The organism is Paenibacillus timonensis, from assembly GCF_022427145.1.
GTDB lineage: Bacteria > Bacillota > Bacilli > Paenibacillales > Paenibacillaceae > Fontibacillus > Fontibacillus timonensis.
Window position 1 is genome coordinate 15,266 of the sequence record NZ_JAKSXN010000003.1, and the last position, 26,672, is coordinate 41,937.

The window sequence follows — 26,672 nt, forward strand, 5'->3', positions numbered from 1 at the left end:
TATGCAAGAGCCGGAAACGGCCTTAGAGGCTGTTATTGAATTTTCTGAATCTGCTCGTAATAGACGGTCATCTGCGACAGACTGACATAGACGAGCGGAAAAACAAGATAACCGAAGATAAGGACCATCATCGGTGCGAAACCGATCATTTTCCCCCACCCGGCTTTTGCATCCAAGAGCCGTTCGTAATCTTGCTTACGCTGTTCCTGCAAGTAGGTTTGCTCAGATTCCAGGTCATCGAACGCGTCCCGGATCGGAATCCGTTCGACCGCCATTTGCAGTTTTTCCACCATGCGAACAAACGGCAAAAACGGGGCTTCCGCTTTCAGATTCTCCAACGCTTGTTCCGCGCCATGTTCATAATGAAGCAGGCAATGCTGAATCGGTGTCTTGAAGATGTGGGCAAAGCGCTCCATCCATTCGAGCATGTGCTCTACCGACATTCGGTCCATTTCGGACAGCATGGCGATCACCGACTGGAGTTGGTCCACTTCATGTTTCATTTCCATCTGCCGCATTCGCCGGCGAAACTGTAGAACGCCGACCGGAGCGGAGTAGCCGACCCAGCCCCCAAACAACGCCAGCATCACCTCCCACCATTTCAAGTATTCTTGGTTCATAGCTTCCATTTTGGACAGAATGCGCTGCGCGGCAACGAACAGCTCCGCTTCTTCCCACTGTAACTGCGGGTCGCTGCGCAAAGCGGCACGCACAGCTTCCGGAAGTCCGGTTTTCACCCCCTTCACTTCCGTCATGATCCGGCGATCCAGCACCGACTTCTCCCGGCTTTCCGCTTCTTCCCGGGCGGACAAGCGGCCAAACATCATATCCGGTTTGACCGGTGCATATAACAGTTGGTGTTTGGTGACTGCATGCAACGTGACAAAAAGCCCGAGTGTCAGCAGAAACGCGAGTATGCCAGCTGTCGCGCGCTGCACCCAAAACCATTCCAAGCGGAGCGGCGAGTTTGTTTCGGCTAGCAGCCTCTTGCAGCGCGTGGCTTCCCGCGTCTCGGGATGAGGAACGATCCGGTCGATAAGCCGACGAATCCACGGAAGTTCGTACGCTTTTTGCTCCCAAGGCTTGCGACGCCGCGGTTTGGTTTCGCCCTCCAACTCCCGCATGTTGCGAAGCAATACATAGGAAACCAGAATGACCAGTAGAAGAGCCACTTTCGTGATCCACCCGAGCTTACCGGCATAAAATTCGTCCATCATCGGAAAATAGTGGCTGGCCCAGCTTTCAATCGGCCTTGTGAACAACATCGGAAAAAGCGCAATCGCCGTCAACCCTTGCAGCAAATAGCTAAGCTTCTCCCGCCGCAAAATCTCCAGGTTCAGTTCGGTCGTCAGTTTGCCAAGCGCCTTCAAGTAGAGCGAACCGGTCTGCAGTTTCTTGTCCCCGTATTCCTTAATCAAATGCGAAATCCCAGCCAACCCTTTCAGAAAGCGATTCGGCGCCACCTCCTCGTAACGTTCCAGCCTCTCGTCCGGTTCGTGGGCGGTCAGCACCTCATAGACTTCCTGCCCGTGCAGCGCCATCTCATAGGGCGCAGTTTCCGTTGCATCGTAGACCGCTTCCTCCACCATTTCATGCCGATGGTAATGATGCCGCACATCGGCCATAAAGTGGCGAAGATGGTGAAGCAGCCGGTTTTCCGCACGATGCACAAACAGATCCGCAAGCATGCCATGTATGGCCCAAATGCCTGTGACCATCATGATCAAAGTTACCGGATCACGAACAAAGCCGATCAGCGGAATCAGAGTGAACGCCAACAGCCCCCACGCCGCTAGCGCAATCTTGATCGTCTCCAGCCGCAGCTTCCATTCATCGTACCGCTCTAGCACCATCAGCCGCCTGCGGATCGTGTTCAGGTAAGCACGAAGCAACGGAACCCGTTCGCAAGCCAAATAGATGCGTTGCAAGATGCTGTAAACCGCTTGTCGATTCGTCGGTTTGCCGGGGAGCCGCAGTTCCTCATATTCGCGGATCGAACCCGCACCCGTATTTTTGCGGGACAGCCACTGGAATAGCAGGATCGCGGCTAGAAGCAGCACGACCGCCCCGCCAAAGATAAGGGAAAGCAACTGGTTAAATTCCATACCGTTCCCCCCAGTTCTCCGTTAGAAAAGCCTCAAAGGCTATGCGATCCGCATCCGACATCTGTTCCCGCATCTCGTTTGCGTTTTGAGCGGATATAGGGTGAATCGCCACATAGGCTCCGTTTTGAAATTCAATCACATTTCGCTCCTCGTACAGCTTCCGGTCGGTGGAACGCTGAAAAAACTCAACGGCCGTTTCCATAAATGCAGCCATCTTGTCTTCTAACTTCTCACCTTGCCGAAAATGGACGGGGTACGCCTTCTCCTGATCGAGCGGTACGCATTCGGTAATGCGCTCAATGTAACGGTGGCCGTTCATATCGCGCTTCCAGTGGATATCGAAGTTAAGTACGCTGATCACTTGCTGCTCGGCGATTTTTTCGTTCTGAAATACACCGGTTTTCAGCAGCGAGTTCCGTAAAGAAAACACCAGATCGCGGAGCGTCTTGGCGTGATGGGTAAACAGCGTAAACAGCGAGGCCACCTGTGCCATCTGAATCATCCATGCCGCAACCGGGTCCGTGGCCACCTCGCCGAGAATGTTGACCGTACCATCCGTCTTTTTCTGAATATCCAGCCCTTCCTGGCCGGAAATCGTCTCGGTTTCCCGGAAGCTCAGGATATTGCGGTCCTTATAGATTTTCCGCAGGTTCAATTCGAAGTTCATCTCCTGGACCCGAATCGTGTACGTAGCGGGAATGTATCGGACCATCGCCATCAAGAGCGTCGTTTTCCCGCTGCCCTGCGCACCGGTAATTGCGGTAATTCGGGCTCCTTTAACGAGATACTGGATGAGCCGGATCGGCAGCTCAGCATTTCGATCCCGGATGAGCTGTTCCAGCGTGGCGCTTTGCACATCGAATTTGCGCACAAAAAACGCCCACGATTCGCTGAACCGGGGACGCAGTACGACGACGCGGGAGCCGTCGGCCATCTCGTTTACTTTATAGCCGTTGCTCTCCGACAATTGGCCGGGATAGTTGTACTTGTAAATATTTTGGCAGACACGCTTCAGTTCTTGCTCCGAGCCGAAGGAGAGGAAGCTAAAGTGAATGGATTTACCTTTGTAAAATACCCAAACACTGTCGTGAGATTTCGGCACTTCCCGCAATAAGGAGTCGGCCTGGAACTCCCATTCCCCTTCCCATACGGAGGGCTGCAAACCGGATACGCCTCCCGACACGCCGTCGATCTTCATATCCCGGATCTCGTCCACGACACTAAAGCCCTTGTACATTTGATAAATGCGTTGCACGACAATGCTAAGTTTGTCGTCGAAGTACAGCCGCCGCGCTTCTTTTTTGTAAATCTCGTAGATTTCATCGGCGGTAATCCGATACGATTCGGTCTGGCCATCTTCAATACCAAGTTTGGGCTGGTCCAGTTCATACTTGCGAATCAACTCCCCGAGCGCATCATACCGGTATCGTTTTTTGTACAGGTACAGCAAAACTTCGAACTGGTCCTGAGATGAAAGTTCATACGGGTCGTCGAAGGCGATCACCCGGTCGATGTTCGTTTCATTAACCCCATACTGCTGAACCAGTAAATCCGCCAAATATTGTTTGACGTACGCTTTGTCCCGGATGTCTCCGGATGTACAGCCGCGCAGCGCTTTTTTCAGTTCGGCTCGCTTACTTTTCCGGCGGCGAAACTCCTCCTCGGATAGTCCGAGGTCATGCAGGTTGCCGCTCGTCAGATCGTGTAACGTCTGCTTTACAAATGCGGTCATCGCCTCAATCGTAAAGGCTCGTTCCTGCGGCGGCTTTTCCGCTTTCTGCCCGCTCATACGAAAATAGATCAGCGCAGCGGTCAGCCCAAGCAACAAGACGATCATGATACCGTTGATCCAAACGATCATCGTTCACACCCCCTTGCCGCCGAAAAACGGTTTGTTTAACTCGGCTTGTTCGATGATCGCCTGGGCTAGCGCCCGTACGCACTGCATGAATGCATGATGGGCATGATCGCGCGGTACATTACGGTTTCTAAACAGAAAATCGATTGCCCGGCCTTCCTGCGCTGCGTCCATGAACCCTGCCTGATGTGGGACCGGATAGATCGGCATCTTCACCCGATATTTCCGTGCCATATTTTTGGCAGTTAGCGCGGAATCACGGTCGTACTGCCCCAAAACAAGCAATAGTTTTTTCCCTTTGAGCCAATCCTCCCGATGCCGAAAGAACCGTTCCAATACAAAACGGTTTTGGTTCAAACTTACGATGACAAGATCGGCGTTTTGAAGAAGCAACTGCGTCCAACCGGACCCGACACCGCTGCCACCGTCAATCAAAGTCAAGTCGTAATAGCGCTTGGCCGAATCGAGTAGCGGTGCAAGCATATCCTTCACGCCCATGATCAACGCTTTGTCCGCCTTATTCGAACCGGGCAGCAAATCAAGCCGTTCTTGGAGGAGCGGCAACGTGTAATCGCGGATCATTTCCGGCGAGAGTTTGCCGTTTTGTGCAAGCCGTGCCAAGGCATCGATGCCGGAGTCCGCTACAAAGGCAAGCAGATCTTCGGAGCTTCGCTTGATCAGCGCTTGCTCGACTGCCGCACGGCGGCTTTGCAAATGGCCGAATAACACGATTCGGGAGGAATATTCAAGTCCGAGCAGCGCCGCGACGGCGATCAGATTCGTCGTATTGCCCGTTTGACCCGGTACCGGGCTCCAGAATACGATGTTATGACCCACGAAAATCCCTCCTTGATCGTTTCCACGCGGCTTTGATCGTTCGCTCATCCAGGCCGAATATATGCTTAGCCATAGAAAAGACCGTATGTCGGTATGCTGGCGACAGTTTTCTTAATTCAATGCGGCTATGATGCTGGTGATCGATGCGAGCCGAAACATCCCGCTCATCGAACGGGATACGTAACACCGGTTCCTGCCACTCCACAGATTCCGTTGTCACATGCGAATCGATGTACGACTCCGCTATAGTCGACTGTACGAATGGATTTACCAACTTAAAAAACGGCAGCGGCCGAATGATGGATTCGTTAAGACAAAGCCGACGCATCAACTCCGCATTTTTCAACATCGCCAGCTTCTCCAAATTACTGCACCAGACCCTTTGGTCATAGGATGGCAGATCTTTTCCTTTCACAAATTCGGTATGATCCGTATCGAGCAGGAACACATCGTAATCCGCCCATTCCCCTTCCGTTTCCGTTTGTTTCAGAAAACGGTCCAATTGGCCGAACGTAAGGAACCCTGCCGCGATATCCATCCCATCAAATTCGGTAACGAAAGAAGCCTGCCGTTCATCCGGAGATGTCATAAACCCAAGTATCGATTGTGCGATCGTTGAATCGACGATAAGCACCTTTTGCCCAGCGGCAACCAGCAGTTTACCCAACACGAGCAGCAAATGGCTTTTATCCGGCGCACCGAGAAAAACAATTTTTTTCATGACAACCTCCTTCAGGATACCGGCGGCTGGTTGAAGATATCGTCCAGCTTGTCCGTGTTGGTCGGCTGTTCGTCGGAAGCGGACGGCTCCGGGAGCGGCTGGGATGTACCCTGCTGCGGATGGGAAGCCGGTTCTGTCGCTGTCGGCTCAGGAGTAGACGCGGGCTTATCGTCTGATGGTGGTAGACCGTCTTGCTCCGTTTGTTCCACCCCTGCAGCTTGCTGTTGCGCCGATTGCTCCATCGCATTGCCTTGTTGAGTAACGATCCGATCGTTTTGCAACTGCTGCTGAACGGTGACGCTACCGCTGACCACCCGTAGTTTGTCCGCATCGCTCATCGCTTTCAAATTGATATCCAGCCTACTGCGCAACTGGCGAGCGAGTTCAGTCTTGGCCTTTTCCAGTACGTTCGGGTCCCTGTCCATCAGATCAAGCACTTTCGGGTTGGCGGGGTAATTGGCGATTGCCGCTTCCTGCAGACCCGGTTCGATGTAGGGGAGTGCGTACAGCTTGGCCCCTTGCAAATACGCATCGATGATGGCGCTGGAAGCCATCAAGATTTCCGGCTCGTTTATTTCCAGCCGGACGATCATCCCCGAAAGGTCTCGAACCTTCTTTTTGGACAACACGATATAGTCCTCGCCGGTCGGAAAGTTGATTCGGACATCGACCACCTGATCCTTCTGTAAATGGGTCGGCAGTTGGATGACATTAAACTCTTGCATCCGCAAATCCCTTGGGATCGGCCCCTCTTCATACAGCATGGAAGCGATGAGCGGCGTATTCGACTGCAGATCGATTTTGGCGATCTTTCCGACCACCATCTGCGGATCCTTGAAGCTGTCCGAAGGCACCAAGGCATGGACAACCTCCACCGCCTGAATATCCCCATTTCCAAGCGTTTTTCCCGCAGGGATCGGCCTTGCAGCCACCAGGATTCGCGTTTTGCCTTGTTGTTCGTTCGTTTTCAATTGCTCGATTTGTTGTTCGTAATGAGCCCGCATCTGTTGTTGCAGCCGTTTCTGCTGCGCTTGATGCTGGAGAACAAATATGGTGGAAACTAGGAGCAAAACAAAACTAAAACCGATCGCAATGATGACGATCGGTTTCCGGTAACGGTATAGTAAAGACATCGCCTACCTTCTCCTCTCCATTCAACGTGGTGAAACCGCCTATTGCTTTTCGTGAAACCAGTATGCACGCGTATACAACTGAACGCCGACCCGTGTAGGGATGCCGATACTGGCTTCTCCAGCTCCCTTCCACCCATTCCGGTTCGCCGTCTCTATGGCCATTCTATCCGCCGAACCTTTATATACCTCCTCTTGCGTACCTTCAATGAGGATATACAGACCGCCTCGACCATTGACCGGGTAAATGACCTGTGTTTCTCGGACCTTCATTCGTCTCTTCACCTTCCTGATTTGAGATGTGACGCCAACCGAGGTAACCATCCTCGTTTTTCACGAAGCGACGCCGTTTCCCGTCCCATCCACCGATCCACAAGCCGGCCCACCTGTACATGATAAGGGCTGCTCGGGGAAGATAAGGTCCACTCCCCGCTTCGCACGGACCGGTAAACGGTTGGATCTTCCGGCAACTCCAGTACTATCGGCCACGGCAGCCGTTCTTTCCAATCTAGTTTGGGAGCAGGCTCCTTCAGCCGGTTCCATACCAGATACAACTCCGGTGTAGGGCGAAGGCCGGTTAGTAACGGCTTCACCCGATCCAAATTGAACAGGCTGGCCGGCTCGTCCGTCGTGATCAACATCAACTGGTCTGCCTGCTCCAAGGCCAGTCGGGTCAGCCTGTCCAACGAAACAGGCAGGTCAAGCAGCACAACATTCGTTTCTTCCTTCAAAAAGTGGAGGATGGCCCGCAGCTCTTCCGGCTGCAGTAGGAATTGCCCTGGCATGAGCGGCGCTGCGACAATGGAAAAGCCCGCCTTCGTTTGAAGAAGACAGGCCCGTCTGGCTTTCGGATCGTCGATCCGGCGTACAAGGTCGACAATCGTTTTATTCGGCTGTATGCGCATGATAGTGGCGACCGTGCCGTTCGGATCCAAGTCGAGAATACAAGCTCGAAGCCCTTCCTTCGATAATCGAGCGGCCAAATGGAGCAAAAGCGTCGTTTTTCCCACGCCGCCTTTCGCAGCATAAACGGCAACAACTGGTGGCAAGTCAGGAGGTATTCTGGACATTTGTGACGTCAGGTCAGGTTCATTTAAAATGAAGGCCGGTTTCGGTTCGTCTCCAGTGTCCTCCGTTTCAAACTCGCTCTTCTTTTCCATTGGTTTATCTGGTTCTGTTTGGTTGTCCGTCTCTGGCAGTTCGTACGGAAAAGTGCCATCCTCAGGTATCTCCCGGGGAGCCTGGGTTGGGAGAGCCTTGGCGGATAAAGCTTTCGGTGGAGATGGTTCCACTTCGAACCGTTGCCGTGCTTTTCGCTGCGAGAGCGGAACATCAATGGATACAGATTGCGATTCAGCCGTCTCCATTTTCGTATTTGATAGGAAAGGGGCTTCTTCCGTCTGAAAAACAAGCGTTCTTCCCAAGCTCGAAAGGGCAGCCGTGGCTTCCAGCTCGGTTTCACCCGCCGGTATAAACCGGGAAAACAGTCCGTTCGTTTCTTCTTCCGCTGTCACCGTTCCGGCAATCCCTAACGATTCGGTTTGTTGCTCTCCCCAGTCACTATGGTCTTCTACTAGCAACACGACCGGCACTTCTCTTCCCTGGACAAGCCGTACGTAGTCCTTCCATTTCCCCACCATGGCATCTACCACGACAACGCTCATTTCCGACGTGATCCGTTCGGGATCATGAACAAACTTGACTTCGTAACCCGACCGGCGAAGCCGCTCCACCCACATCTGTCGTTGACTCAGACGAAATAGTGCGACCCGCAACTCCAACACCTCCTTGCCATATCGATCACCGTTTCCTCCGTGGCTCCAGTCTTTTGTCTCGATAATAGACGTCCACTTTCAGGCGTGCAGCCAAATAGAACGCAAATTCTTCCGCATCCGCAAATGTGTTACGCCTGTCCATCTCATGCGGATTCCCGTCTTGAACAAACAAGACGGCAAAGATACTTCCTTGATCTGCAATTTGAATCTTGTCCATAGGATTATATCCGTTTAAGAATTGATTCCACGGTACGATAGTCGATGACACAAACATAGCGGGCGTAATCGTACCCCTGAGGGTCAACGGCAAGTACCCGTTTACGATCTGTAAAGATAAGAATAGGCTCACGGCAATACTGCCGGATCAGTCCATCCGATTCCAGGGCAATGATGTCCTCCAGTCGTTGTTCGGTAATCACAAAAACGGGTGCGGAAACATAAGTCTCGTGCGGTCTTTCCGCATTCATTTCGTAATGAGGAAGAAAAGGTTGCTTACGGTATCGATTAAAAACGCGGACATCAACTCTCAAGTTCATCCCTCCGTTTGCAAATTGGGCGTATAGTTCATAATGAACAGTTCCTTCACCGGCTGCCGTCCTTTCGTTTGCTTCGCAATGGAATAACGGGTTTCAACGCCCTCAATTACAAAAGGGGCGTACCACTCCCGAATGGTCGGATGATCGTTGATGCTGAGCAAGAACTTGCCCTTGATGCCGCCAAGCAGCTCTCGCAATTTCCGGTGATCGGATTCGTCGAATTTGTACAGATAACCGGAGAGTCCCAAGTAAGGCGGATCGCAATAAAAAAAGGTATCCGCCGAATCGTACCGGGCGAGTACCTCTTCAAAAGATCGGTTTTCGATATATACACCAATCAGCCGTTCATGAGCAACTTTAAATTTTTGTTTGACGTTGGACATATCGTATGCCGGCTTGCTTCGTGTGTACCCCCAATCGTCGGCGTCGTTGTACTTTCCGCCAAAATGCGAGTAGACACGGTAGTAAAAATCATACGCTCGGGTAACCGGGTCGCGTTCCTGATCCCGTCGTTTCATGATACGCTCAAATTCATCACGGGCATAGAGTGCCCACTCAAACCGTTGGGCAAGCCCTTCCCAATCTTCTTGAATCACCCGAAAAAAATTGACCAGTTCCGCGTTGATATCGGAATAAACTTCCACTTTGGATCTTTCCTTGCCAAAGAGTACCCAGCCCCCGCCCCCGAATACTTCCGCATAAACGACATGCGGTGGAAAGCGCCGGATAATCTCTTCACGCAGCCTGTATTTGCCGCCTTGCCACCTGATGGGACTTTTCAGCACAGCTTCACGCTCCCTTCAATATTCACCAAACATCGATCCTTCCCGGCTTTAACCAGAGGAAAGCAACGCCTCCATGCCTGTTGCCAGCAACGTGGTTGCCGTTTGACCAAAAATATGCAGCCGATAATCCGGAACCTCGAGCAACTGTGCCAGATCCAGCGCGTGCCGGACCGCCTGTTGCCGCTCTTTCCGGCATCCAAGATCAAACAAATTGACGCCCGGCAGCAAACCGATGATCTGAATCACACCGCGCATTTCAATCACATAGATCTCAATGTTTCGCACGTCATCCCCTTCTTTCTTTATTCATGGCTCATCCAATTGCCGGAAGTAAGGTAGTGGATCCACTTTTTGCCCGTTCACCCGAATTTCCAAATGCAGGTGAGGACCGGTTGATTTTCCCGTACTGCCCACCCATCCAATCACTTCGCCTTGCAGCACCTGTTGCCGTTGACGTACGCCAATGTCCGTCAAATGCCCATACAAACTGACCAAACCGTTTGCATGTTGCAACAGAATCGCGTTGCCGTATCCGGTGCTGCCGCGGATGACTTGCGTCACCGTTCCGCTTAGCACGGCTAACACCGGTGTACCCCGCGGCGCGGGAATATCGATTCCTGCATGAAATGCTCCCTGCGCTCCCGTAACCGGATCTACCCGATAACCAAATGGACTGGAAATCGTCGTGTACCCAGCCAACGGCCATAGCCACGTTCCCGATCTGGACAGCAGGGCCGCATATTCCGCTTCTTTCCGATACACCAACGCCACCTCTTTGCTGCTTCCGAACCAAACAACGAGCGCTTCTTCCGGGTCCTGGGCGGTCAATTGCAAATAATTTGCCAATGAAAAAATCGCATCGTAAGGATTATCCGGATCGATCTTCCCGTCGCTGTCCCCATCCACGCGATAACCCTCCCACAATGAGCGCGGAAATCCTAAGGCTCCGATCGTGTCGCTTCGTTTGGCTTTCTTCGCCCCAAAATCGGTTGTCACCTGATGAATGGCCGCAAGCCGCGCCCAGGAGGCGTGCTCTTGTTCGGCCTGGATGTAAATCGGCAGCAGGAATAAAGGAATATCGAATTCGGGAGTGTCAGGTACCTCAATGCCCGCCATTTTCGAGGCATCCGATGTCGTGACCAGCGACCCGAGCAAAGCAAAAACAAGAATGAAACCAAGCAATAGGGCCGCGATGCCGGTCACGCCCAAGCTGCCGACGATCCACCAGATGACTCGCTTTCTAAGTAAGCTCCCCGTTTCCATCCGTTTCACCTTCGGCACATAGTTAGATTAATCTTTCTCGTACTCTCGGAACATGGCCGAATCGTCGAGCACATAGCCATTAAACGCAAGCTCCAAGGCCTTCTTTCGACTATGCCCTCGCTTCTCCAAATCCTCCACGACAAAGCGAATCATCGCATCTCGGCGGGCGAGCCGTTCCATCTTCACCGGGTCAAAATTCGTACGCATACGGTCCTCCTCCTTTCAAAATCCAACCCGCTCCGGTACGTAAATCCCCGTCGTGCTCCAAGAGCGAGCAGCCGGATGCTTCACCCATACATGGCCCGAGGATATGACCAACAGATCAATGTCCCGTCCTTGTACGTTTCCTCTGAGCAAATGCCCATGCGTTTGCCGTTCCACAAAACGAACCGTATCCAGCTTCAGCTCCCGCTTCAGCCAATCGGCCAGTCGTTCCATCGTCCGCTCCCCCTTCCTTTATTTCAATTTTTTTATGATTTTTTTGGCGCGACCTTTGGCTTTTTGCCACGATTGCTTCACTTCTCCAACATGGTAAACAATCTCGCGTTTTGAAACGTCATACATCTCATGCGGTGTTGGGGCCTGGAAGATACTAAGCATTTGTTTTAATATCTTTTTGCGGAACAGGAAGGCGCAGAAAAAGAGTAGCGCCACAAAGATTTGCTGCAGGATCAAAATACCGGAGCCGCGCGCCACCACATCGGCGACAAGCAGCGTGAACCCCATATAGAAGCCGTAAATTACTTTCGTGCCAAGCGTCCCGATCAGCCAACCTACCCAACGGCGGACAAAAGCAAAGCCGCGCTCCGGAAACAAGCCGAGGAGCAGCAACACCGGTGCGAGGATGAGAATGGCCAGCGCCATTTCCTGTGCCAAGACCAGAATGAAAGATACGGTTCCGACAAAAAGCAGCAGGGTCAGCGTAGCGACAAGGGCAAGTACCGCAACCAAACACCGGATGGCCGCCGAACCGCCCATAAACAAGAGCGCCGTATCCGCATGGTCGCCATGATCCACGTTTTCGTCGCCCATGACTTTCCGCAAAATGTTCCGTTGATCCATACCAGGCGCATACTGACGCATCAAGTGCGCCCATTCATCCCCAACCTGCGCATCGATCGTCACCTCTTCTTCTTCCGCCAGGTCCTGAACGGCTTCGACTTCCTCGGCAGTCATGCGAACGTCGTCCGAGTCTTGACGATTGAATTGACCGATCAACCAGGGACGGTCAACAAACAGCTGCCAAAGCCGGTTGGATGTGGCCAACAGTTGCTGGTCCGCGGCGCCGGCAAGTCCCACCTTCAGTTCCTCACCGGTAACACGCTGATACGGTGCGGCAAGCGCCCCCATCGTCACCTGCGTCAGCTGGTCCATCGTCTGTGATACCGCGCGAATGCTTTGCCCCGCGTTGGTGAAAAACCAGTAGGTGCCGACCAGCACGACAATCGAGCCGATTACGCCGGACGTCAATCTTGTCGTCTGGTTGTTCCAGTAGCCCACTTTCACCATCCATGCAGCCAGCAGGACAAGCGCCCACGGTAAAAACTTGCTGAATAGTCCGGTGCGCATGCCGTCCATTACCGGCAAAATCAGCGACAATTGTTCATTGACCAAATCCGTATGAAACCCCAGTTGCATAAGAAAAATACACAATCGCGTAATAAACGCATTTAGCATAAACAGTCCGTTCGCTATCCAGTTAAGCAGTAACGAAAAAGGATCATTCAGCTTCATTTTCCATCCGGACCACTCAATCAAATCGTAACCTAAGTCCCAGATATAGCTATCGACCGGATACTGGCGGTAATCTAATGTTCGATCTCCCGGTTCGATGCCCATTTCGCGTTCGCCGGGCAGCAACTGATCGAACATATCCTCAGGAGCATCGGCATAGGCAGGAATGGAGCTCTGAAACACAATCAGGCCAGCAATGAGCAGCACCGTCAATAGCCCCAAGCAGCATCGTCGTCTCAACGGTTCTCCCTCCCTTCCATATCGCCGGCTTTCGGCGTTGTATTAAAAATGGTGAGCAAATCATCCGGCGTCGGCTCGATATGCACCCTTCCAATTCGGCCTGTGATATCCTTCATATAGCAATCGCCGGCTTTAAGCTCCCGGAATGCCTGAATCATGTCCTCGTCCCCCCGATCCAAACCGAGCAGCGTCAAATTGTCCGCAATCGCACGAGGATCTTCCGTCCGGAAACAAAAAATGGAGCCGAGATTATTTCTCGTCTCCTCGTCCGCTACATCGCCGGGGTTTTGGGTCGCAAGTAAGGGCACGACCTGAAAGGAACGACCCATCCGGATGATTTCATCGATAAGCAGCGCGCCTTCCGGAAAGGCGCGGAGAATCCAGCTCTCATCAATACCGAAGATTTTAAGTTGATCGCTTGGACGGTGAAACATATATTCACGCCCTAGTGCCGCGACCAAATACATGATGCCGATGCCGAACCGTTCGTTCGGCGTCAACGCCTGCTGCAGCCGTTCGGTTCGTTTCTTCGGCAAAGGTAACCCGGCAAGCGTAATGACGATAAACCGCGCGCCGCTCATATTCGCGTTTTCTTCCCCATCATGGGCGAAAATAAATTTGCCGAACGGACTTCGCGAATAGGACAACAGCCGGTTCACACAGCGCCGCGCTTCCACCCGGATCGCATCCACCGGCGAATCTTTCGCAATCCGCTCCATTTCTGTTATGAACACATGCAAATCCCGCTTGTCCTGCTCGAACGTACGCTCCACGGCCTCCATAATGGCGTCGGCCCGCTCGTCGTTCCGAGTGCCCTCCAACAGCAGGCTGAGGAAATCCAACACGATGCTGTGCGCGCGTTCTTCGCTTTTCGACATTCGGAACGGATTGAATTTTGTTGTCGATTCCGCCGAAAAGTTGAGCCGCACCATGTTTTTTTGAATATCCGGGATGAGCGCGAAGCAGCTATCCTCATCCTTGGGATCGATGGAAAAAACGATGCCGCCTTGATTGTACCCGTGATAGAACAACGTCTTCTTCAACACCGACTTTCCCGAGCCGAGCGTACCGACGATGACGATTGCCCCGGAACGGTTCAATTCCTTGGACATCGGACGCTTCAGGTCGAGCAGCACCGGGATACTGTGCAATGTCCGTCCGATATAGTCCCCGTCCGGATCGCCGATTTCCCGGGATCCGTGCAGCATGCCCACCGCCAAAAACTTCGGGTCCATCGGGATGCGGTTTTGCTTGTCCATCGCCGCTCCTGGCAAAAAAAGTTGAAACGCCCGCGCCTGATCCGCCGGAGAACGAACGATGCGAATTTGCTTGGTCGCGTACAACTGCAGCAACTGCGCCGCGCGCTCCTCCAGTTCCTTACGAGAGCCTCCCGACACATTAAGCCATGCGGAAGACCAGACGAGCGGCATCCCTTTTTGCAATTTGTTCTCCAACACACGCCCGCGTTTGCCCGCCCATTCCAACGTGATCGGCGTCTCTTCGGACGCTTCGGCATATTCCCGGCGCTGGTCTTTCAGCACCTTCCGGTTGCGCTGCAGACCGCCGGCCGCCTCGTGCGGCGTTTGCACCTGAAAGTGTAGGCTGACTTCGGCGGGAAACGGCAGGTCCTCGAGCGCATACAGCCACTCGTCGCCAATTGCCAAAATCTCTTCCGGCACATCGACAACCGAAAAGAATGCTTGATAACTTCTTAAGCTTTCTTCGTCCTGATCGTCATGATGGACAACCAGCGTCTTCATCTTCTCTTCGCTGACCAAATCGGAAGCGAGCAAAATCGGCAGCGATTTTTTCGGGCGGAGCAGCACTCTGTCGCCTCTTACCCGCACTTCGCGCATCGCTTCCGGCGTCAAGATCAGTTCCGGTTCCTGGGAAAGTCCTCGGAAGAAGCCCCGGCGAAGCAACCATTCAATTTCTTGCGGACCGCATCGTTCGCCGTTTAAATGATGGTAAACGTGATTAAACTGCAGGCTCTCGGCGGATTTGGCCATATGCAGGCGCTCTTCCTCCAGTTCGCCGCGCTGACGGTACCAGAACTGCTCCTGAATTTGGCTCAGAAAAGCGGCGGCCAGTTCCTTTAACGTTTGGCCCGTTTTTCGAAACCCGGACAAATCAACTTCGGGAAACTGTTTTTGCACGTCGGAAAGCTGCACAATCAAATAAAGCGATCGCTGCCACGGTCGACGTGCGTCAAACCGTTGCATGACCGCCTTCACATATCGTTCGTGCTCCACGCCCTGCCCTATTCGCCGCCGTCGCCAGTGTTCGGCATCCATCATCCGGGTTACCGACAACAACTGTCCATAGCCATGATAGCTATGCAAAAACTGCTGCATCTGGCTGACCGTGCCGCGCTTTTTCTCCGCAGACTGGTAGGCATACGGCTTCAGCGGTATGCGATACACCGCCCACGGCTTCAGAAGCGAATCGAACAGCAGGTTTTGCTCCCAGTACAACACGGGGCATTTCAACTTACTTCACCTCCTGTCATAAAAGGAGGGCACTTACCGGATCCAGATGCGGTGACGGTCGGCAAAATCGTACATGCGCTCGAGCCATTGATCCAGTTCGTCCGCTGTCTGCGCCGTGCGAAAATTCGCTACATACGGGAACGAACGGAAACAAGCTTCACGGCTGAGCCGATCCGCAATCATCCGCCCTTTTTGCTCCACACTTATCGACTCGTCCTCCAAAATATCATCGATGCCGATCGACACATGATGACGCCAATTCCCCATATCCGGTTTCACCTCGCATGGATGTCGGCTCTTACTTGAGCCTTCCATTGTTCTTTGCCATTCTCTTTGAACTCCCGCTCCAATTGGAGCGGGGTGGCCGCGCTCCCGTACAACACACGATGTCCCTCGAGCCAGGCAGGCGGTACAATGGCCTGTTTCGGCTGCCGTTTGAGCGGCATGATCAACAAGCGGCCTGATCTTACCACCCAGCGCATGCGTACAAGTGCGGGAAGGAAGAGAACCCGAAAACCTTCCACCGTTCCAACCAACACTCCCTTGCGGCCGCACCACTCCTCGCCTCCTTGTTGAAGCGGCAGCCGTTCATAAGGACGGCAGTGCCCGATAAACCGAACCCGATGGGTACCGCCAGGTTGGCGGACCGCCTGCCAACGGACCACCCATTTGGGCCGAACCAGAAAATGAACAATGTCCCGCAAATAGCGGGGCACCGTTTTGCCCGCCGGATCCAGTTTGACCGTATAATAAGCCGCGGCGACCGGACCGACCGTCATTGTGATCACCCGATCGAACGGAAGCACTGTAAGTACGGGCAAGATGTAACAAAAAATGAAAAAGACGATAAGGAAGACAAGCCACATGACGACGCCATCTTGCCGGATCGGCATCCATAACCTTATATCCCCAATATGGTAGATGAGCGGACGAACCCGATATAAGGCACGATACGATTCCGCTTTCTCCTGCTCGTTCATCGTGTCAGCCCCCCGTCGTATCCGTCAGCCCGTCTACCGAAATGCCCAGCGTTTTGAGTACATAGAAAGCTAAATATTTGGCGATGCCGGGTGCAAAAACAAAAATACCAAGGATGATTGAAAGCATAATGTGCGACCAAAGCCGATTCGTTTCTCCGTTGGCGTACATTTTCACACCACGGTAGATAGCGATCGTCAAGAAAATCGCCTGCAGCAATCGTTTCAACACGAGCAAACCGGTTTGGACAAAATCCCCATCCATATCCCTCACCTCCAGGTCTAACCAATGAATCGTGGTCCACGCGATCATGTTGATGGCTCGGATTTCGGTAAGTTATTACTGCATAGCCGCCACAAAAAACTTTTGATTTTCTTCCGTTACCTTCATTCGCCACACCTGCGCCAAACGAAAGCCGGTCGATGCGTCCTCGGCGGTAAATGAAACCGTAACGTCATAAGGTCCTTCTCCGGTCGCTTCCAAACGATCTAACGCTACAAAACGCAACCGGCCGTTTAGCGGAACCATTTTGGCGTCTGCCGTTACATAATTGAGCAGGCTGCCAGCATCCTTGCTTTCGCATATCGCTTTCAGGAAACTTTCCATGGCCGGACGCATCCGCTCTTTCACCGCGGCGGATGCCGCTGCTGCTTGCGGAATCTTCGGAACAACTGGTGGTTCCTGTAATGATCGAATGATCGGCGGATCGGTGACCGCTGCTCCTTTTGTTGCTTGAACCCAAACCGGCACTTCAACCTCCCACATCACCCACTCCGGATTGGCGGCAATAACGCGAACCCGGACCCGATAGGACGATCCGCCGCTAGCGGCGATGGTCAAAAACTCCGATGCCATCACCTGTTGACTCCGAGTGTTTGATTCGGCCTGTAAGGCAGCAACGCGGGCAAGCGCATCCGGATTGACATAGGGCTGCAGCCGCTGCACTCGCTCTTCCGGCAATTCCCCGCCGTCCCAGAGCATCCATTCCCGGGCAAACCCGAGCGCCGTTTGGATCGCCATCTGTTGCTCGGCCGTTCGTGTAAGCAAGGCGGGGACTGGATCGGATTCCGTGCGAAATAGTGTAGAAACCGCCCCCAAACAGGAAAGCACTAGCATGCTCCACAGGAGCAGCTTCGACAGCCAACGAAATTCCATGTCCATTCACCTCCCTGCGATCGGGGACGGCTCACGCGGCTGTTTGCCGAGAAGCGGCAAATCTGCCTCTGCGGGCGGCAGCAGCGGCATCTCTTTCAACCGGATGCGCGACTCTCCCCCTCCCCACCAAAGTGCTTCCTCTACGCCTTTTCGCTTCCATTCGCTCTCGCTTATCGCCCAGACGTTCGGCAGCGGACGACCGAGCAGCGGCCCTTCGCCGAGCGCAGCCCAAAGACGCAACAGACGCTTCGGACGCGACTCGATCTTGGTTACAAACAGGACATGTACGGCCGAAACGGACTTCCACGCAGTGGACAACACCCGTCCGTATAACCACAGCTTGTCCTGTAGTCTCCATTGGTTTTCGCTACCGGTATCGTACTCCACATGTAATACAAGCCGCCCTCGCCCCGGAAGCACATACGTGCATAATCCGTCCGGACGCAGCAGCATCGTTTTTTTGCCGGAGTCTTTGAAATGAGCGTATTGTTCCGAGGCTTCCCGGGTCGATTGCCACTCCGTGACACCTTCACCTTCGCGGTGCAAACTGTGTTCGATGAGCGAAACAAAAAATGCGTTGGTTCCATACACATGCTCCAGTTGTACCGGCAACTTCTCCCATGCTTTAGAACGGAAACCATCTTCTTCACCGGCAAGCAGGGCAGCAGTTTTTGCCCCTTGGGCGGTCAGGCCGTATCCTACATGGTTAAGCCGAAGGAAGGGAAGCGGAATGCTGCGAATTAACCCTTGCCGGTTCAATTGACTGGCCATTGCGTAAAGCGTAGGCAACCGGTAATTCAGAACGATCGCCGCCTGTTTCGGGGTCATCGGTCCATATCGGTAGATGAGCGCAAGCAGCTCCTTTTTTGCCGCTTCGTACATGTCTCTCTCCTTTCCGCGCAGATGAGAACAAGTCCGGATCAACGCGACCACCGGCTCATGCGCCGGTTGCGGTTTTGCGGCAATGTTTCCATCTATCCGTTTATCTCCATCTTTATCTCAGACTTGATCTCGGTTTTGATCTCTGACTTTATTAGGCATGAGCCTTACTCCGGATCGTCGCGCCGCCAACCGTTTAGCGGGGACTGCGGCCCTTCTCCGATATTCATTTCCCGCTCGACCGACTCGATCGACCGGCCATCCTGCTTGTCCGAATGCGCCCATGCTTCCCGGATCCAAGCTTCGTGCTTCACCGGCACAATCTCGTTTTTCACCGTAAATAGCTCAAGACGACCTTCATGTCCTTTCGTACGCACAATGGCGTGCAACTCTGCCAGGTTCATCAAATCGGTATTCGTTACCTGGGGTTTCAGCCAACGCGACAATTTGTCCGCATCCGGCCCGCCGAGCTGCAGCAGCATCAGCGTACCGACATTGCCGAGTATCGCCTCCAGAATGCGATCGGATAATTGGGTCAAATACTGGGTGGCCAGAAAGAGCGACAAGCCGAACTTGCGATCCTCGGCCAATATTTTCGTCAAGATGTCCGTCGCAAACAAATGGACTTCGTCGGCAAAGAAAAAATGCGCTTTGGACTTATGCTGAGGCCGCTTGCGGCAGGTGAAATGATAGTCGATGAAAAACAGGCTGGCCAGAATCTTCAGTAAATCCGGGACGCAGCCGCTGCCGTCGATGAGCACGATATGGCCCTCGTCCATCACCCGCCGGGTGTCGATGCTGCTGCGCTCTTGCCCCAGCATCCGCCGCGCGGTCGGGTACGTCGTTAAGGCACCGAGCTTGTTCATGATGGGACCGAGATGATCCCCCAGATTTTTGATTTGCGCGAACTCGTCCAGCCAAAAATGGCGCAGATGCAGGTCGAGCTTCGGCAGCAATTTTCTCCGGTAGTTCTCGTTATAGAAAATGTCCATAATGCCCAGTACCGTTTGCGGCGGTACCGACAACAGACTTAAAACGGCGTTTCGTAAGTAATGCTCCGCCCGCGGACGTGAACCCGGGAACAATTGCTGCAAGGAGGTCACAAACTCCCCGGTCAACGACTCCCGTACATCCGTATGCGCGTCTTGAAACAAGTTGAAGCCACGCGGCCGTTCGGTAGCCCCGAGCGGAATCAGGTGCAGCTTCGGATACAACTTTTTCGGGATATAACTCAGCAGCGTTTCAATCGCCCCGCCGTGCGGGTCAAGAAACGTAAAACCGGGCGCTTGGTCCGGCTTCCGCTCCAGATCTTCAACCATACGGATCATGATCGAGAGCAGCGTAGACGTTTTCCCGGAACCGGTCGTGCCGGCGAGAAACGCATGCTTAAGCATTTGACCCAGCGGCATACGAAGGTCCCGTTCCTGGCCCGGCACGTTGCTTTTCCCGATGTAGAGGCCGTGGTCGAGTCTAGTCGGAGCCGGTACAATTTTTGCATGCATCTTCTCCATATGCGCGGCGGCCGGATCGCCAAAAGCAGGAATGTGCAGCCAGTGGCCCAGTTCCTCCGAAGCGAGCAATAACTGCTTGGACGGCGTTCCCGGTGCTAATACCTGCTTTCTGCCTTTTACCGGCCGCAGGACGATGCCATTACCGCTTCGCATCGATTGCAGCATATCGTTCATCGTTTGCAGCCTTGCTTTGGCCGAAGAGGAACAAATCAGTACGTGAAATCCGGTCCACAGCCCGACTTCATCCTCATCCTGTTTGCTTTGCAGCGTCCGCATCACGTTTTGCTGGTAGGCGGTCAATTCCCGCGGCCGTGATTTAGCCTTTTGGTTCGTATTCATTTCCCGCCAAATGGACTGCAGGGACACCGGCTCATTGGCAGGCGAACGCAGCCAGTTCTCGGCTCTGCGGACACGGCGCTGAAGGAGCCGCTTGCCCGCTGGCGCAAATGCCAGCTCCAGCCACACCTCCTCGCCTTCCGCCAGTTCGCCTGCACCCATCGCGGCGATCATTTCGTTCAGCGGATCTTTGCCGGTCGGATGGATACTTGCAACGGAAAGAGCGCCCTTATACGCCGGACGGCCTTCGGCAACGATCACGTTTTTGCCCGAACCAGCAGTAAACACGGGTGTCTCAACCGGAAGCAAATACATTCCGGACACCTGTGTGTGGAACCCGGTACGAAATCCCATCCAGCGAATGTCGGGGACAGAAACGTAGATCCGTACCCGTCCAGCAGGACCTGCACACTGGATCAGGAAACGAAAATAGAGTTGTCCATACCGAAGACGCTGGAATCGGGGAAGCCCAAGTCCGCTGATATGCCGGGCAAACCGCGTTGCCTTGGCAAAGTCCATAGGAGTCGCGTCAAGGGAGGATTGAATTTCGAACCATAGCGTTCGCTTGTGCTGACCTTGGCCGGGCTCGCACCAGCTTGGAAATAAAAAAGAGAGCATCGCTGCTCCCCTCCCCTCGATCTTCCGCTTCTCGTTTGTCGAGATGTTGGTGGTTACCCCTCACTCCCTTCTCTACTGGAACAACCGGTTAGCCCGATCTGTCCTGAAAATGAAAAAGACAGGCCGTCCCGGGATGTCCGGGAGCCTGTCCACACCTTTTGACACTATCAGATTAACAGGATTAAGTGACCTTGTCTTGTCCTTTTTCCTGATCATTTTGTGACCTTCAATTGACCTTTGATTTTTGGTAGCTTTAGTCCTCTACTCGAATCGAATTATGATATTGACTCACTTATCCGACTCAAATAAACCATCTTAATTCTTTTCGAAAGAAAGGAACCCCTTCCGTGTTTTCATAATCATAAACCATTAAATAGAGTTTACTAACTTGATTTGCTAACTGAATTATTAGCTGGTCTTTTTCTATTTCTTCCATTTTCAAACCACTAACATCGAGATATGCAGGATATACAGCCGTGGACAAAGATGAACTCTTGATCAAATAAGTAAAAAACTCATTTTCTATAACTTCCCCTTCATCACCTTCTATTTCAAAACACCCTAGCTGGCGATAATCATTCTGAAATTTTCTACCTAGAATAAAGTGGCCAATTTCATTGTTAACCTGTTTTTCTTTAATCATTCTTTCAAAAACCTTATAAGCGATATCTTTGGCGTTATTAACCTGAAGACCGCATGGTTCCCCGTATCTGGTCTTTGTTACAGTAACAGAATCAAAAATCATGCTAAACATTAAAGCTTCATCATCCACTTTATTAGTGATAAAGAAGGAGTAATCTTCTATACTGGAGCTTCCTAGTTCTCTTTGATAAAAATAATGCCTAGCCAGAATCCCTTGAATATTGATCATGTTGATCAGGATTTCTCTTATTTGCTCTTCATCAGTCGTTGAAATAACAGGCAGTTTACGAACAACGAGCTGGTTTGGAGAAAAAAAGGAAGTGTGGTTTTCTTTCATTTCGTTAAAACTTATCTTTTTCATATCCTCACCATTTTCTTTAAAAATGGAAATAGGTGAACTAACTACTTAGTAGTTAATTCACCCAAGTCCTCCCTAATTAATTAGCATTAGCAGTTTCAAAAATAATAGATAGAGGTGCGGGCGATAAAGGGTCTGTCTCTAAAAAGGAGACCGTTAAATCACTGGCCCTTACTCGAACCTTTTCAACATCTGAAGGTATAACAAAATCGTCACCAACTTTTGCTGTACGTAGTCTTGTTGCCGTAAAAGTTGAATTTACATCTTTATCGAGGTATGTGGCAGGTGAAAGTACAGAAGTATTTGTAACAGTAAAATTCCCTTTTAACCCTTTCAACCAATCACCTGTTACAACCATCGTATAAAACAATTCATATTTGTTTGTACCAACATAGTTGTACAAACTCATAGTTAATCCTCCAAAGACAACATCACTAGCGGTAATTGAGCTATTAGGTTTTACTAAAGGAATAGTTGCATGGAAGTTGCCGTTTGCATCACGTTGCAGGACAACTCCATCTTCCTGAAATTGGGCAGGAAGCATTTCTTGTAATGGTACTGTTGTTATCTTTGCCTCTTTACCAGCCACTTGCTCTTCATAAACTGTACCGGCAACTTGAGTGGTTTCACCCATACCATATGCGCTTGTCGCAATAGATACTACGAGCATAATACAAAACAAAGCAGACGAGAATATCTTCTTCATTTAGATTCGAAACCCTCCCATTTTTTGAAGGCTGGCCAGCGATCAATTATTATTTTGTAACAATTCCATTATATCCCAATATATCAAGTTTTGTTATAACATAAATACAATTATTTCGAATATTCTATGTCATTATCCAAATATAGAATATATTTCATAAAAACATCTAGATAGTGATAAGTTATATAATATGTTAATTCTAGTGAGTTTAACTCTTTCTGAGAAAATAGGCAAATCGGGTGAAGATTGACCCGACTCATGGCAATCATTTAGCAAGTTCCAACGGACGACAGAGCCCTGATCCACCACAAGCGGAAAGCCTAACCGTTCGTCTGAAGAGCACCAGTATTGAACTTACCACCGGATTGCCAACCGCTACCATAATTCAAGGAGAACAAGGTTCCTAATCATTTTGTGACCTTCGATTGACCTGACCTTATTCCGCGGAATCGTCCGATGAATCCACATCCGAATTCGCTTCTTTATCATCCACGAATAAAATGGAAGCCTCTCCGCCTACAAAGCGGTAAATGTGACTGAGCAATCGTTTCCGCCGCTTATAGAACATGCGGTGCGTTAAGCCCAGCTTTTCCATGACAAGCATGGAAGGCAGACGGCGCATGTAACGCTCTTCCACAAATTGCTGATCTTCCTCTTGCAAGGAGTGAATCGCGGCTTCCAGCACATCAATCCTCAGTTCCATTAAAGGGATTTCTACATTTTGCAATTGTAAACGGCGGATTATCTCGTTTAATATTGCTTCGTTTTTTTGACCCTTGCCGTAGATCGGGACCAAATCGAATTTTTGTGTAAGCCCCGGGATACGTGACAACTGTTCCCGCATGGACTCCAACTGCGATTTCCAAACCGGTAAAGTGAATAACCAGTTTTCGACGCGAGTGAACGGGATCGGTCGGCTCACTGCCCCCACCCCCGTTGCCGGATACGATGACGAACTCTACCATACCAATCGTGACGCATCAATTGGGCGTAAAAGGCTTGCGAATAGCTGGCTCCACTCCGCTTTTCAGGCTTGTTTGATTGACATTGCGCCGGCAAATTCGGTTTATCCGTCTCGGAAAGAGAAACTTCCCTGAAAGACTGCCCCGCATTAACGACTTCGTGCTTCCCCATCATTTTTGCTCCCTTCAAATTCATGAATGGGCGCGCGCTTGACCTTATTGTACGGGGAAGGTCACGTTTCGGTAAGGCGACTCTTTTTGTACAACCTTTTTACAAAAGGTTGTATATTTTCCTGGAACCCCCATGGGGTATATGCATAAGAATATCAAACAAAAATAGCACCTGCCAACGTGGTTGAAGGTGCTATTCATGGCTTTTGTGCAGTTTCTTAATCCTACTTAAAGTTTAACAGCTTTGATAACGGCCGATTGAATGTAATCCTCCATGCTCGCCCCAGGAACCCAGTCCTGAATGAATTCGCGGGACTCATCTTTCGGCTCAACAACAATATCGTTAAATCCGCTCGATTGAAGCATTTCCCTGACTTCAGCCACGGTGGACGCGCCGGATATGCAGTTTGCTAATGAATCAAGATCACCCCGGATCTCTGCCGGTAATTCCGCTGTCGTCACGATATCCGAGATGGCTAAGCGCCCTCCTGGTTTTAATACCCGGAAAGCTTCACGAAAGACTTGCTCCTTATCGGGAGAAAGATTTATGACACAATTAGAGATGATGACATCGATCGAGTTATCAGCTATCGGGAGATGCTCGATTTCGCCAAGCCGGAATTCAACATTCCGGTAGCCGTTCTTTTGCGCATTGTTGCGGGCACGGCTTACCATCTCTGGTGTCATATCAACACCGTAAACTTTGCCGGTCTCTCCCACTTGCCGGGTAGCCAGAAAACAATCAAAGCCTGCTCCGCTTCCCAAATCCAGAACGACTTCCCCAGGCTGAAGCGATGCGATCGCTTGAGGATTCCCGCAGCCTAGACCAAGGTTTGCCCCTTCCGGAGCCGCTGATAGTTCTTCATTGGAATACCCCAATTTCGCTGAAACTTCATCGGCCGTACCGGAGTATCCGGATGCCGATGTGCTAGCCTGGCAACAACTTGCATTGGAATTGCTTTGGATCGCAATTTGCTTGTATCGGTTTCGTACATGCTGGCGTACATCATCATTCTTTACTTGGCTCATGGAACATCGCTCCTTTTTTAATATATCAATTTTTTTTGATTAAATGTACGGATTAAAAACCCACCATGTGGGCTTATGAACAGCATCCGCTTGAATCGTCCAGTTTGCGGAATATACAGCACAACTCGGGAGATAGCAGTCGGTTAACCTCCGCGTGATTTAACTCATAATAGCTCCAAGTTCCTTTCATTTCTCGGAAGATCAAGCCGGCATCAAGCAAGATTTTCAAGTGATACGACAATTTAGATTGCGGCATATCCACGATTTCTACTAGATCACACACGCATATGCTGCCCTTTTGTGTAAGTTCATACATAATTTGCAGACGCTTTTGATCCGCGAGCGCTTTGAATTTGACTTCAAACTTGGCAAAATCGATCGTCTCTCCGTCTTGTTCAAGGATGGGAAGTTGTATCATCATGCCCTCTACCTCTCCTTAGCAGCAAGCGGCGCAACAAGCCGCGATCGGCTGCAAGACCACCGACGTCGAATTGTTTTTACTTCCCTTAAGGCTATTGGTATCCAACCACTTCCACGCCTGTCGCGCCCGCTCTTCGATTTCTTTTTGCTGAAATTTCATCAGTTGTTCCATCACGTAATGGTTCATCATCGGACGAACCTCCATTCATCAAAATTTCTTGATGAATAAATCGTAGCATGCAGAGCTGGTAAAATCAAGATTAAATCAAAAATAATTGATTTAATATCGTGATGGTCTCGATAAGCACTACTGCAACGTAACTTTATTGAATCTTAACGTCATCAAACGGCACTGGGGATTTGATGCGAGACGTGAATAGAGCTTTTTTTATTAATTTATCCCCACAACTTCGCTTCGTCTCTCCATAAATAGAACATCTCTCCAAACACCATTCATTTTGCCGATCTTTTCCCGACGACCTACCTTACGAAAACCATGCTTCAAATGAAGAGCTAAACTTGCCGAATTTTCAGGAAATATTCCGGTTTGAATAGTCCAGAACCCTCTATCTTCGGCGATTTCTATCAATCGACCAAGAAGAATATTCCCCACGCCTTTACCGCGTGCATCCTGCTTGACATAGATACTATTCTCTCCGACACCCGAATACACACATCTTGAGGATACAGGGCTCAATGCTGCCCATCCGACGATCTTGTCACCGTCAAGACAAACAATACTGCACTCCAGGTCATGGCTGGAGTACCACTGTTCTTTAGAAGGTGCGTTCATTTCGAAGGTTGCGTTACCTGTCATTATGGCTTCTTCATAGATAGATTTAATGGCTTCCCAGTCTTCACTGGAAACGAGACGAGTTAAGAGCATCATATTCCCTCCACTACTTATTTAGCCATATTATAAATATTATTTTTATCGCAGGTAGTTCGGATTCATAACCGGTCACCCGATTGGGACGGAACAACATTTGTTGGATTTCAACATTGCTTCATTCAACAACTTAATAGAGTGAATTACAGTATCTTTTTCAAAATCGCTCATCTGCGAAAAAATTTCATTCAAATAGTCATTCATTTGTTGATCAATGGTAGCAGCTACGTATTTACCTTCTGTTGTAAGTGAAAGAACAAAAATTCTTCGATCCCCTGGATCGGGAGTCTTCTTTACAAGATTCATTTTAATTAACGTTTGTATTTGACGACTAAATGTCGTAATATCCGTACCTAAAGCTTCCGCTACTTGCTGAATGGACGGATTATGCTGACGATCTATTTCGTAAAGAATGTGACTTTGAACTAAAGTTATGTCGCAACCACCAGCTGAACAACAGTTTTTATTCAAAAAACCAAAACGGCGTGTCATGATTTGAAATAGTTCTCGAACGTTTTCCATTCCACTCACCTCAATTTTATTTA

General features: G+C 51.0%; 30 protein-coding genes. All 30 read right to left on the reverse strand.

Translation table 11 applies throughout. From position 1 onward, the window contains the following. Positions 1–32: 32 nt before the first annotated feature. Complete coding sequence (locus MJ257_RS01580) at positions 33–2,105, reverse strand: hypothetical protein (protein ID WP_127575958.1); 2,073 nt, start codon at positions 2,103–2,105, stop codon at positions 33–35. Next, positions 2,095–3,966: an ATPase, T2SS/T4P/T4SS family gene (locus MJ257_RS01585; protein ID WP_127575959.1), complete on the reverse strand. Its 1,872-nt coding sequence runs from the start codon at positions 3,964–3,966 to the stop codon at positions 2,095–2,097. Before MJ257_RS01585 ends, MJ257_RS01580 begins: the two co-directional genes overlap by 11 nt. Positions 3,967–3,969: 3 nt before the next feature. Then, complete coding sequence (locus MJ257_RS01590; RefSeq protein ID WP_240267630.1) at positions 3,970–4,800, reverse strand: CpaE/TadZ family protein; 831 nt, start codon at positions 4,798–4,800, stop codon at positions 3,970–3,972. After that, positions 4,790–5,521, reverse strand: a complete 732-nt coding sequence (locus tag MJ257_RS01595; RefSeq protein ID WP_127575961.1) for a hypothetical protein — start codon at positions 5,519–5,521, stop codon at positions 4,790–4,792. Before MJ257_RS01595 ends, MJ257_RS01590 begins: the two co-directional genes overlap by 11 nt. An 11-nt stretch (positions 5,522–5,532) precedes the next feature. Further along, a complete protein-coding gene (locus tag MJ257_RS01600; protein ID WP_240267631.1) occupies positions 5,533–6,654 on the reverse strand; it encodes an SAF domain-containing protein in 1,122 nt (373 codons plus the stop codon). A 39-nt stretch (positions 6,655–6,693) separates the two neighbouring features. Beyond that, the gene (locus tag MJ257_RS01605; RefSeq protein WP_009226901.1) at positions 6,694–6,924 is read right to left on the reverse strand and encodes a hypothetical protein; all 231 of its coding nucleotides are present in this window, start codon (positions 6,922–6,924) and stop codon (positions 6,694–6,696) included. An 8-nt stretch (positions 6,925–6,932) separates the two neighbouring features. Next, entirely contained in the window at positions 6,933–8,426 is a 1,494-nt protein-coding gene (locus MJ257_RS01610; RefSeq protein ID WP_240267632.1) for a CpaE/TadZ family protein, read from the reverse strand. Positions 8,427–8,451: 25 nt separating this feature from the next. Next, the gene (locus tag MJ257_RS01615) at positions 8,452–8,643 is read right to left on the reverse strand and encodes a hypothetical protein (RefSeq protein WP_127575618.1); all 192 of its coding nucleotides are present in this window, start codon (positions 8,641–8,643) and stop codon (positions 8,452–8,454) included. A gap of 4 nt (positions 8,644–8,647) precedes the next feature. After that, entirely contained in the window at positions 8,648–8,962 is a 315-nt protein-coding gene (locus tag MJ257_RS01620) for a hypothetical protein (protein WP_127575619.1), read from the reverse strand. Beyond that, positions 8,959–9,747 carry a DNA adenine methylase gene (locus tag MJ257_RS01625; RefSeq protein WP_009226897.1) on the reverse strand — a complete coding sequence of 263 codons (789 nt, stop codon included), beginning with the start codon at positions 9,745–9,747 and terminating at the stop codon, positions 8,959–8,961. Before MJ257_RS01625 ends, MJ257_RS01620 begins: the two co-directional genes overlap by 4 nt. Before the next feature lie 48 nt (positions 9,748–9,795). Then, positions 9,796–10,032, reverse strand: a complete 237-nt coding sequence (locus MJ257_RS01630; protein ID WP_009226896.1) for a hypothetical protein — start codon at positions 10,030–10,032, stop codon at positions 9,796–9,798. Positions 10,033–10,053: 21 nt separating this feature from the next. Then, complete coding sequence (locus MJ257_RS01635) at positions 10,054–11,010, reverse strand: M23 family metallopeptidase (protein ID WP_240267702.1); 957 nt, start codon at positions 11,008–11,010, stop codon at positions 10,054–10,056. A gap of 27 nt (positions 11,011–11,037) precedes the next feature. Continuing rightward, positions 11,038–11,217 carry a hypothetical protein gene (locus tag MJ257_RS01640; RefSeq protein WP_127575621.1) on the reverse strand — a complete coding sequence of 60 codons (180 nt, stop codon included), beginning with the start codon at positions 11,215–11,217 and terminating at the stop codon, positions 11,038–11,040. 15 nt (positions 11,218–11,232) lie between these two features. Beyond that, positions 11,233–11,448, reverse strand: a complete 216-nt coding sequence (locus MJ257_RS01645; RefSeq protein ID WP_009226893.1) for a hypothetical protein — start codon at positions 11,446–11,448, stop codon at positions 11,233–11,235. Between the two features lie 18 nt (positions 11,449–11,466). Next, positions 11,467–12,951, reverse strand: coding sequence for a hypothetical protein (locus MJ257_RS01650; RefSeq protein WP_240267703.1), 1,485 nt, complete (start codon positions 12,949–12,951; stop codon positions 11,467–11,469). Between the two features lie 29 nt (positions 12,952–12,980). Further along, positions 12,981–15,473: an ATP-binding protein gene (locus MJ257_RS01655; protein WP_240267633.1), complete on the reverse strand. Its 2,493-nt coding sequence runs from the start codon at positions 15,471–15,473 to the stop codon at positions 12,981–12,983. Positions 15,474–15,506: 33 nt separating this feature from the next. Next, on the reverse strand, positions 15,507–15,740 hold the full coding sequence (locus tag MJ257_RS01660; RefSeq protein WP_240267634.1) for a hypothetical protein: 234 nt from the start codon (positions 15,738–15,740) through the stop codon (positions 15,507–15,509). An 8-nt stretch (positions 15,741–15,748) separates the two neighbouring features. Further along, positions 15,749–16,453 (reverse strand): TcpE family conjugal transfer membrane protein, encoded by a 705-nt coding sequence (locus MJ257_RS01665; protein WP_240267635.1) that lies wholly within the window; start codon positions 16,451–16,453, stop codon positions 15,749–15,751. A gap of 4 nt (positions 16,454–16,457) precedes the next feature. Further along, positions 16,458–16,715: a hypothetical protein gene (locus MJ257_RS01670; protein WP_036646570.1), complete on the reverse strand. Its 258-nt coding sequence runs from the start codon at positions 16,713–16,715 to the stop codon at positions 16,458–16,460. A gap of 75 nt (positions 16,716–16,790) precedes the next feature. Next, positions 16,791–17,606 (reverse strand): conjugal transfer protein, encoded by an 816-nt coding sequence (locus tag MJ257_RS01675; protein WP_240267636.1) that lies wholly within the window; start codon positions 17,604–17,606, stop codon positions 16,791–16,793. A gap of 6 nt (positions 17,607–17,612) precedes the next feature. After that, the gene (locus MJ257_RS01680; RefSeq protein WP_240267637.1) at positions 17,613–18,488 is read right to left on the reverse strand and encodes a replication-relaxation family protein; all 876 of its coding nucleotides are present in this window, start codon (positions 18,486–18,488) and stop codon (positions 17,613–17,615) included. A gap of 164 nt (positions 18,489–18,652) precedes the next feature. Beyond that, positions 18,653–20,950, reverse strand: a complete 2,298-nt coding sequence (locus tag MJ257_RS01685) for a type IV secretory system conjugative DNA transfer family protein (protein ID WP_240267638.1) — start codon at positions 20,948–20,950, stop codon at positions 18,653–18,655. 301 nt (positions 20,951–21,251) lie between these two features. Next, positions 21,252–21,953, reverse strand: coding sequence for a hypothetical protein (locus MJ257_RS01690; RefSeq protein WP_240267639.1), 702 nt, complete (start codon positions 21,951–21,953; stop codon positions 21,252–21,254). A 76-nt stretch (positions 21,954–22,029) separates the two neighbouring features. Next, on the reverse strand, positions 22,030–22,656 hold the full coding sequence (locus tag MJ257_RS01695; RefSeq protein WP_127575629.1) for a hypothetical protein: 627 nt from the start codon (positions 22,654–22,656) through the stop codon (positions 22,030–22,032). 436 nt (positions 22,657–23,092) lie between these two features. Then, complete coding sequence (locus MJ257_RS01700) at positions 23,093–23,578, reverse strand: hypothetical protein (RefSeq protein ID WP_240267640.1); 486 nt, start codon at positions 23,576–23,578, stop codon at positions 23,093–23,095. 439 nt (positions 23,579–24,017) lie between these two features. Then, positions 24,018–24,818, reverse strand: a complete 801-nt coding sequence (locus MJ257_RS01705; protein WP_127575631.1) for an arsenite methyltransferase — start codon at positions 24,816–24,818, stop codon at positions 24,018–24,020. A gap of 73 nt (positions 24,819–24,891) precedes the next feature. Further along, positions 24,892–25,236, reverse strand: a complete 345-nt coding sequence (locus MJ257_RS01710) for an ArsR/SmtB family transcription factor (protein ID WP_240267704.1) — start codon at positions 25,234–25,236, stop codon at positions 24,892–24,894. A gap of 18 nt (positions 25,237–25,254) precedes the next feature. Then, the gene (locus MJ257_RS01715; protein WP_164744107.1) at positions 25,255–25,428 is read right to left on the reverse strand and encodes a hypothetical protein; all 174 of its coding nucleotides are present in this window, start codon (positions 25,426–25,428) and stop codon (positions 25,255–25,257) included. Between the two features lie 201 nt (positions 25,429–25,629). Next, the gene (locus tag MJ257_RS01720) at positions 25,630–26,127 is read right to left on the reverse strand and encodes a GNAT family N-acetyltransferase (RefSeq protein WP_371859502.1); all 498 of its coding nucleotides are present in this window, start codon (positions 26,125–26,127) and stop codon (positions 25,630–25,632) included. 72 nt (positions 26,128–26,199) lie between these two features. Beyond that, positions 26,200–26,649 (reverse strand): MarR family winged helix-turn-helix transcriptional regulator, encoded by a 450-nt coding sequence (locus MJ257_RS01725; RefSeq protein WP_127575633.1) that lies wholly within the window; start codon positions 26,647–26,649, stop codon positions 26,200–26,202. Between the last annotated feature and the right edge of the window lie 23 nt (positions 26,650–26,672).